Origin of the sequence: Nonomuraea deserti (assembly GCF_004348685.1) — a bacterium.
GTDB lineage: Bacteria > Actinomycetota > Actinomycetes > Streptosporangiales > Streptosporangiaceae > Nonomuraea > Nonomuraea deserti.
This window is the reverse complement of the sequence record NZ_SMKO01000067.1, coordinates 37,252-44,702: the sequence shown is the minus strand read 5'-3', so window position 1 is coordinate 44,702 and position 7,451 is coordinate 37,252. Positions and strand designations below refer to the sequence as shown.

The 7,451-nt window shown below is 73.6% G+C and carries 7 protein-coding genes; 1 reads left to right on the top strand and 6 read right to left on the bottom strand.

Going from position 1 to position 7,451, the window contains the following annotated elements; all coding sequences use genetic code 11:
• The first annotated feature begins 2 nt into the window (after window positions 1-2).
• Window positions 3-767, top strand: coding sequence for a WecB/TagA/CpsF family glycosyltransferase (locus E1292_RS24160; RefSeq protein WP_246090297.1), 765 nt, complete (start codon window positions 3-5; stop codon window positions 765-767).
• A 35-nt stretch (window positions 768-802) separates the two neighbouring features.
• Here the strand turns inward: E1292_RS24160 and E1292_RS24155 are convergent, their stop codons facing one another.
• From E1292_RS24155 to E1292_RS24130, 6 genes are read right to left on the bottom strand one after another with little or no spacing between them, the layout of a single operon-like run.
• Complete coding sequence (locus E1292_RS24155; RefSeq protein WP_132597490.1) at window positions 803-1,699, bottom strand: sulfotransferase; 897 nt, start codon at window positions 1,697-1,699, stop codon at window positions 803-805.
• Window positions 1,696-2,946, bottom strand: coding sequence for a lipopolysaccharide biosynthesis protein (locus tag E1292_RS24150; RefSeq protein WP_246090296.1), 1,251 nt, complete (start codon window positions 2,944-2,946; stop codon window positions 1,696-1,698). Before E1292_RS24150 ends, E1292_RS24155 begins: the two co-directional genes overlap by 4 nt.
• Window positions 2,943-3,797 carry a sulfotransferase domain-containing protein gene (locus E1292_RS24145; protein WP_220447034.1) on the bottom strand — a complete coding sequence of 285 codons (855 nt, stop codon included), beginning with the start codon at window positions 3,795-3,797 and terminating at the stop codon, window positions 2,943-2,945. The genes E1292_RS24150 and E1292_RS24145 overlap by 4 nt, the downstream gene beginning before the upstream one ends.
• Window positions 3,794-4,690, bottom strand: a complete 897-nt coding sequence (locus E1292_RS24140; RefSeq protein ID WP_132597488.1) for a hypothetical protein — start codon at window positions 4,688-4,690, stop codon at window positions 3,794-3,796. Before E1292_RS24140 ends, E1292_RS24145 begins: the two co-directional genes overlap by 4 nt.
• Window positions 4,687-5,952, bottom strand: coding sequence for a hypothetical protein (locus tag E1292_RS24135; protein ID WP_132597487.1), 1,266 nt, complete (start codon window positions 5,950-5,952; stop codon window positions 4,687-4,689). The genes E1292_RS24140 and E1292_RS24135 overlap by 4 nt, the downstream gene beginning before the upstream one ends.
• The gene (locus E1292_RS24130; RefSeq protein ID WP_132597486.1) at window positions 5,949-7,268 is read right to left on the bottom strand and encodes a Wzz/FepE/Etk N-terminal domain-containing protein; all 1,320 of its coding nucleotides are present in this window, start codon (window positions 7,266-7,268) and stop codon (window positions 5,949-5,951) included. Before E1292_RS24130 ends, E1292_RS24135 begins: the two co-directional genes overlap by 4 nt.
• Window positions 7,269-7,451 lie beyond the last annotated feature (183 nt).

Below are 7,451 nucleotides of genomic sequence, written 5' to 3'. Positions count from 1 at the left end.
AGGTGGACGCGCTCACCGAGGACGACGTGGTCGCGTGGGTGGCCGGCGAGCTGGAGGCGGGAAGGGGCGGCCGGATCGTCACCCCGAACGTCGACATCTGCAGAGCCGCCCTCGCCGATCCCGCGCTGAACGACCTCGTGTGCTCTGCGGAGCTCGTCGTGGCCGACGGCATGCCGCTGGTGTGGGCGGCCAGGCTGCAGGGCACCCCGCTGCCCCAGCGCGTCACGGGAGCCGACCTCATCTGGTCGCTCAGCCGGTGCGCCGCCCGTCACGGCTGGCCCGTCTACCTCCTCGGCGGCCCGCCCGGCGTCGCACGCACGGCCGCGACCGAGCTCACCAGCCGCTTTCCGCGACTCCGGGTGTGCGGTGCCCACGGGCCGCCGTACGGCTTCGACGCGACCCCCGAGGGCAGGGAGAGCGTCGTGCGGAGGGTGGTCGGCGCACGGCCGCGGCTCGTGTTCGCCGGGCTGGGATTCCCGAGACAGGACCGGCTCATCGCCGACCTCCGGCAGGAGCTGCCGGGGACGTGGTTCCTGGGGTGCGGCGCGGCGATCGGATTCGCCGCGGGGACGGTAGCCAGGGCTCCGGAGTGGATGCGGCGGGCCGGGCTGGAATGGGCGTTCCGGCTGGCCGTCGAGCCCGGCCGGCTGGCGCGCCGCTACCTGGTCGACGACCTGCCGTTCGCGGCCCGGCTGCTGGGCGGCTCGCTCACCGCACGTGTCAGGTCCGGCGCCCGGTCACGTCCGGCAACCCGGAAGTGCGGCTGACCCCGACGCGTGAGCGCCGGATCCGGATGGCCGGGTCAGGTGGCGGTGAGGGCTCGTACGCGGGCGACGTCCTCGGGGGTGAGGCCGCGGGCCGCGTCGCGCAGCGCCCGGCGGGAGTCCATGGGCCGGTACGCCGTGCGTGACAGGCCCGACCAGGCGAACCCCTTCCCAGGCGCTGGGGGGCCGGTGCAGGCCCTGAGGATGCGGCGTTCTGCGGCGGGCGTCCAGGGCAGGCCGGCGTGGTCGTACAGGTCGCGGAAGCGGGGGAGCGGGTCGGCGGCCAGGGATTCGTACGACGCGACGAGGATGCCCGGCGTGCGGGCCAGGATCGAGCGGGTCACCCGCCACAGCGCGGCGGCCTTGGCGATGCGGTCCTGCGAGCCGACCAGGGCGCGCAGCTCCAGCAGGCCGGGGTGGTCGCGTACGAGCAGCGGCTGCTCCAGCAGCTCGTGGAAGTAGACGGTCCACCCCAGCCGGTGCCAGCTCGCCACGAACGAGACCGGATCGCGCACCAGCGCGATCACCCGGCACCCCAGGCGGCGGGCGAACCAGCCGGCGCTCAGCACCGCGAACGGGTCGTCCAGCAGCGCCCGCCGGCCCGCCAGCCGGCCGAGCGCGAACGCGGTGCCGTGACGGACGAGGCGGGCCAGGTCGTACGGCGAGTGGTTGGCCCGCAGCTCGGGCAGCCAGCGGTAGCGCAGGGCGACCGTGTCGCGGAAGGCGGGCAGCCAGGTGGCGGCGTTGTCGTCGCAGATGTACTGGAACCGGTGGGTCACCTCGGCCCTGAGCACTCCCGGGCAGCGTCCTGGCGGGTGTTGCGGGTTGAGCGGTTCGTTGACGTAGACGAGGTCGTCGCCGGCGGCGAGCATCTTGCCGGTCCAGCTCGTACCGCTTCTCGGCAGGCCGGTCACCAGCACGGGGGCTCGTGTCACGCGGCCGCCCACGTGCGGGGGCGCAGCGCCGCCAGGGTGTGACGCCCGAACGGGTGCAGGCCGTAGCGGCGGTGGAGCTGCCACAGGGGGAGCAGGTTCTTCACGAGTACGCCGCCCGACCAGCCGATGACCGCTCCGAGCGCCCCGTGCGCGGGGATCAGGGCCAGGTCGAGGGTCACCGTGCAGGCGATCGCGGCCAGCAGGTTGAGCAGGCTCGCGCCGGTGTGCCCGGCGGCGGTCAGCACCACGTCGACCATCCCGCAGGCCGTGGCCACCATCATCGTCCCGGCCAGCACGAGCGCCACCGGCGCCGCCTGGCCGTAGGAGGGGCCGAACAGGCGCAGCAGCCAGGGCGCCAGCGCCGCGTACCCCAGCCAGACCGGCCAGGTCATCAGCACCAGCCAGACCGTGGCGGTCTGGTAGAGCTCCGCCGCGCGCGCCCGCTCGCCCTCGGCGAGCGCTCTCACCAGCCGGGCCTGTACGGCCTGCGCCAGCCCCTGGTTGGCGAGCTGCCCGACCACCTTGAACCGGGTGGCGGCCGTGTAGACGGCGGCCTGCGCGGGCCCGCCGAGCGCGGCGACGATCACGATGTCCACCCGCTGGAACACCGCCTGGATCGCCCCCGCGACCGAGCGGGGCGCGGTGTACCGCCACAGGTCCCGGCCCGTGCCCGGCAGGTACGGCGTGCGCGGCGCCCGTCCCCGCAACGTGGTGGCGGCCAGGACCGGCAGCAGCGCGTACGGCGCCGCCCAGGCCACCGGCAACCACCACACCGCGCCGGCCAGCGCCACGGCGGTCACCAGGGCGAGCTGGCACCCCGGCACCAGCACGCCGTCCAGCGCCACGGTGGGCCGCATGGCCCCGAACCCCCTGGTGGCGGCCAGCAGGACATCGCCCGCCGCCATGAGCGGGATCGCCGCGGCGGGCAGGCCGAGGTGCGGGTACAGCAGCGCGCCCGCGGCGCAGGCCGCCACCACGCTGGGGAGGAGCGCCGCCCGGATATATCCCGAAATGCCGCGGTAATCGTAGGTCTTCGCGCGGGCGATGAAGTAGATCAGCCCGTTACCGGCGTCCAGCCTGGCGATCCCGGCCGCCATCAGGGCCAGCGCGGTCACCGTGAAGAACGCCCCCGCCTCCGCCGCCGTGAACGCCCTCGTCACCACCACGACCAGGGCGAACTGCGCGAGCGCGCTGAACACGGCCCCCGTGACCCCGGCGACCCCACGCCGCCCCACCGAACCGGTCACTGACGCCACGACGGTTCACCGCCCAGCCACCGCGCCAGCCGGGCGTCGTACGGGGCGAAGTGCTCCCGCAGCGCCCGCGCCAGATCGGGCGGCACCCGGCGCGGCAACGCCCGCCCGTTGTGCCGCTCGAACTCCGGACAGCCCACCCGGGGCACCTCCAGGAAGTCCAGCACCCGGTCATAGACGGCCTTCGGCCGGCTGAAGAACAGGTGGCTGTCGAGCACCAGGATGCGCTCGCGCCCGAACAACGGCTCCAGCCGGTCGAGCTGGTCGGCGTAGCGGCCCCGGGCGAGGTACGCCTGGTGGCGGTGCGCGTGGTGGACCGCGAAGGGCTCCTTCCGCAGCAGCTCCTCCGCCCCCGCCAGGCGCCGTTCCTCCAGCTCCACCGCGCGCTCGAAGTGCGACTCCGTCTCGAACCCCCTGGCCAGCTCGTGGGCGTGCGCGGAACAGGCCCGCTCCACCGGGTCGCGCACCAGCACGATCAGCTTCACGCCGGGCAGGTCGGCCGCGATGCGCTCCCCGGCCAGCGGATGGAACAGGTAGTAGGGCGACGACTCGAACGCCAGCGCCCGCGCGCCGTACCGGCGGCCGAGCAGCGCCGCGCCGGCCCGCAGCGGGAAATGCCCCTGGTACCAGGGCATTCCCCGCTCATAGCCGACGTCGAAGTAGTGCACGCCCTTGTGCAGCACCGGCTTGAGCAGCAACGGGTGTTGTTCCAGGGCGCGGTACAGCGAGGTGGTGCCGCACCGCTGCGCCCCGACGATCAGGAACGACGGCAACATCCGAGCGCCCGACGTGAACCTGCCCGTGTTCCTGGACAACGACAACACCGGCGTCTTCAAGGCCTTCACGCGAGCAGCTCCTCGTGGTCGACGACCGGGCAGAGCCAGGTCTCTGGAGGCCCGAGCGGGGCGTGGCCGTCGGCCGCGTGCCTGTCGGCCAGCGCGATCAGGTAACGCAGGGCGGTCTGCCTCGCCACCGACGCCGACACCCCCAGGGGCGCGAGCACGCGTACGGACTGGGCCAGGCAGGCCCGCGCCGCGACCGGCGGGCTCATCCTGCGCAGAGCCCGCTGGAAGAAGTGGTGCACGGCGTCGAGCCCGTAGGGCACGCCGGCTTCGTACCGCTCCCAGTCCCACACGAGCAGCCGCCCGTCGGGGGAGGGGCACATGTTCCAGGGCGCGAGGTCACCGTGCCAGGCCGGCGACGGCCCTCCGGTCGCCGCGATCTCCTTGATCGCGGCGAGCCGCAGCGCCTCGCTCACCCGGCCGCGCCGGACCGGCAGCGGCGCGAGCGCCAGCACCGCGAGCCCCTTCCAGCAGCCGTGGTGCAGCACCCTGGGCGCGACCACGGTGTCCAGCGACATCCCGGCCAGCCGGCGCAGGGCGGCCGCCTCGGCGGCGACCAGCTCGCGGGCGCGCGGGCTGTCGCCGATCTTCACGAACGCCAGCCGCCGCGCTCCCGAGCGGACCTCCAGAATGGGCTTGCGGTTGGCCCGCCGCGCGGGACGCACGTGCAGCACCGTCTCGACCGGCCGCGCGAAGACCTCGCTCAGGTGCGCCGCGATGGAGCCCTCGACCGGCACCGCGACCTGCGACCCCACGTGCCACCAGCGGCGCGGCGCGAGCCGGCGCGGCAGGGCCGTGTGCGGCAGCACCGTGTACGGGCGGGGCGAGCCCGGCCCCGGATACAGCAGCCGCACGGTCTCCGCGAGATAGCCGAGGCGGACGGCGGCGTCGGTCATGCGTTCCTCCAAAGGATGGCGAACGAGATGAGATACAGGCTGAGCGGCGTGACCAGCCCGTCGTAGACGAACATGTAGAGCAGCACGAGCCCCATCACGAGCACCCCGGCCAGCCCGATGGGGCTGCGGTCACGCCAGTGCCGCCGGATGGCGCCTGCGAAGAACGCCACGTAGAGCGCCGCCCCCGTGAACCCCTGAGTCATGATCAGCAGCCAGAGCTGCCCGTCGCTGCCCAGTGGCGGATGCCCGCAGCCCGTGCACCACTGGGTCTTGCCCGTGGTGATCGTGCGGTGGTTGCCCGTCGCGTTGCGCGTGTTGCCGTAGCCGATGACCGGCGAGTGCGTGGCGGCGGCGAGCGTCGCGGTCACGGTGAAGGCCCTGATGTCGTTGGAGTGGGGATTGTCCAGCCGCTGCGCGAACAGCGGGGCGAGCGGGCTGAGCACGAACGCCAGCGCCGCCACCGCCACGCCTCCGCTAAGCGCGACCCGCGTGCGCCCGCCCACCCGGACGATCAGGTAGAGCACGGCCAGGCCGAGACCGATCCACAGGCCGCGGTTGAGGGAGTACACGATGGGGACGGCGGCCAGAGCGATCAGCACGACGGCGAGAGCCCTGCGCCGCCGCCCGCCGTGCACCCACCAGCCGACCACGAACCAGACCAGCAGCACCGACACGTTGCTGCCCCACGCGTTGGCCCATTCGAAGGGCGCCTCCGGCCTGGGCATGGCGTAGCCGAGCACCTTCTGGGTCTGGCCGGCGGTGGGGTGGATGAGGTTCTGGACGAACGGGTTCTCGCCGATCCAGCCGGGCAGCAGCAGCTCCACCGGCGAGGTGAAGGAGAACGACGGGAACAGCACGCCGAGCAGCCCGCCCGCGACCGTGGTGACGAAGAGCGCCCCCATCATCCGCACCAGGCGCAGCTGCGGCAGCTCGCGCTCGGTCAGGTTGCCGAGGTAGAGCACCACGATGAGGATCGCGGTGTAGAGCGCCAGTCGCATGCCGTAGCCGATGACCCTGCCGGGCCCGAGCTCGCCGTAGGTGCCGGGGGGCATCTCCGCCAGCATCAGCCCGCTCACCAGATAACCGGCCAGCAGCAGCAGCCACAGCCCGAACCCGCGCGGCACCCTGATCGGCCTGCGCCGCCAGAGGATCACCGCCATGGGCACCGCCACGACGATCACCGACAGGCCGCCGAACCCGAGCGCCCACCAGATCGGATAGCCGACCAGCAGCGCGGCGATGGGCCACACGGGCCCTTTCACGCTGGTTTGCCCCGCCGCCGGGGCCGGTGCAGCGCCTGCATGCGCGTGCTCTCCGCCGGCACGCTCACTTCCAGTTCGCCGGTCGCGACGAGCTTGCCGAGCGAGGTGTGCGGGCGCGTCTCGATGAAGGGGACGAACGACGGCACGGCGTCGGTGGCGGCGACCGCACCGATGACGGGCACGTCGTGCCGGGCGAGGCGGCGTACGGTGGCCGCGACCTCGGTGGAGGTGACCCGGCGGAGCCCGACGAGCAGCAGGGCCGCGTCCGCCCTGGACAGGTCGCGCACGTCGGAGCCGTCGAGCACCGTCAGCGGCGCGCCGACGGTGAGCGGCTCGGCAGGCGACGAGACGTAGAGGTGCGCGGGCAGCGCCTTGACCAGCAGCCGGTTGCCGGGGCACGCGGCGACCACGGCGCTGGCCAGGTCGTGGGGCAGGTCGTGCTCGCCCGGTCTCGAGAGGTCGGCGAGCACGGGCAGTCCGGTCAGGCGCTCGATGTCGGCGGCCGTGCGCAGCCGCGTGTCGAGCCGGTCGCGGGCGTGGGCGGCGGCCGCGCCGGCGAGCAGCCCGGCCATGAGCCCGGTGCCGAGGTGGAGCGGCAGGACGGGGCTGCTGGGCTCGGTCGGCGGCTCGGCCTTGCCGATGATCACGCCGGGGGTCACGGCGACGGTCCGCAGCTCGTCGTATTTCAGCGCGAGGTTGGCGGCCTGCCGGTTGAGGACGTTCTGGCGCTGGGCGGCGATCGCGTGCTCGGCGCTGCCCCTGGGCAGCGTGTGCAGCCGCTTGATCGTCTGCTCGATCACGGAGTTGACGTGCTTGAACTTGGCGAGGACCGTCCGCTGCTGCTCGGCCATCGCGGTCAGCGCGTTGTGGCGGCGGTGGGCGAGGTAGGCCTCGGCGTAGGCGCGGGACTGGGTGGCCGCGGCGGCGGGCTCGGCGGCGGTCACCGCGATCCACAACACCGACGAGTTGGGCGGCACCGAGACCTCGACCTCCTCGGGCTCGGCGCCCCGCAGCGCCATGGCGGCCCGCGCGGCGACCACGGCGGACTGGGCGACCTGGGCCTCGGTGTCGAGGTTGAGCGCCTCGCGCTGGCGGTTGGTCACCTGGTTGCCCGGCTCCTGCGTGCCGACGGGCATGACGAGCACCTGCGTGGTCGCGGTGTAGGAGGCCGGTGTGAACCACAGCAGCGCGAGCCCCGCGGCGCCGCCGGCCACGACGCAGCCGGCGAGGATCGCCCAGCGCCGGCGCAGCGGCGCGAGATGCTCACCCAGGTGGGCGCCGGAGCGGGGGACCTGAGGGTCCGGCGGCAGGCTCATGAGGGCTCTCCTGGATCATGTGCGCGTCGTCATCGATCAGCGACTCTGCGTCACCGGCCGGGTGTGCGCCCACTATAGGGCCGCCCGCCTTTACCTCGGCTGAATACACAAGATTTTCTCCGGTACGGCCACAAAGAAGCCCCTCCATAAATCGAAATATCGGGAAAAGCCGGGCGATTTGTT

Coding starts and splice junctions, on each gene's coding strand:
- E1292_RS24140 (WP_132597488.1), bottom strand. CDS start 4,690: ATGACCGACGCCGCCGTCCGCCTCGGCTATCTCGCGGAGACCGTGCGG.
- E1292_RS24130 (WP_132597486.1), bottom strand. CDS start 7,268: ATGAGCCTGCCGCCGGACCCTCAGGTCCCCCGCTCCGGCGCCCACCTG.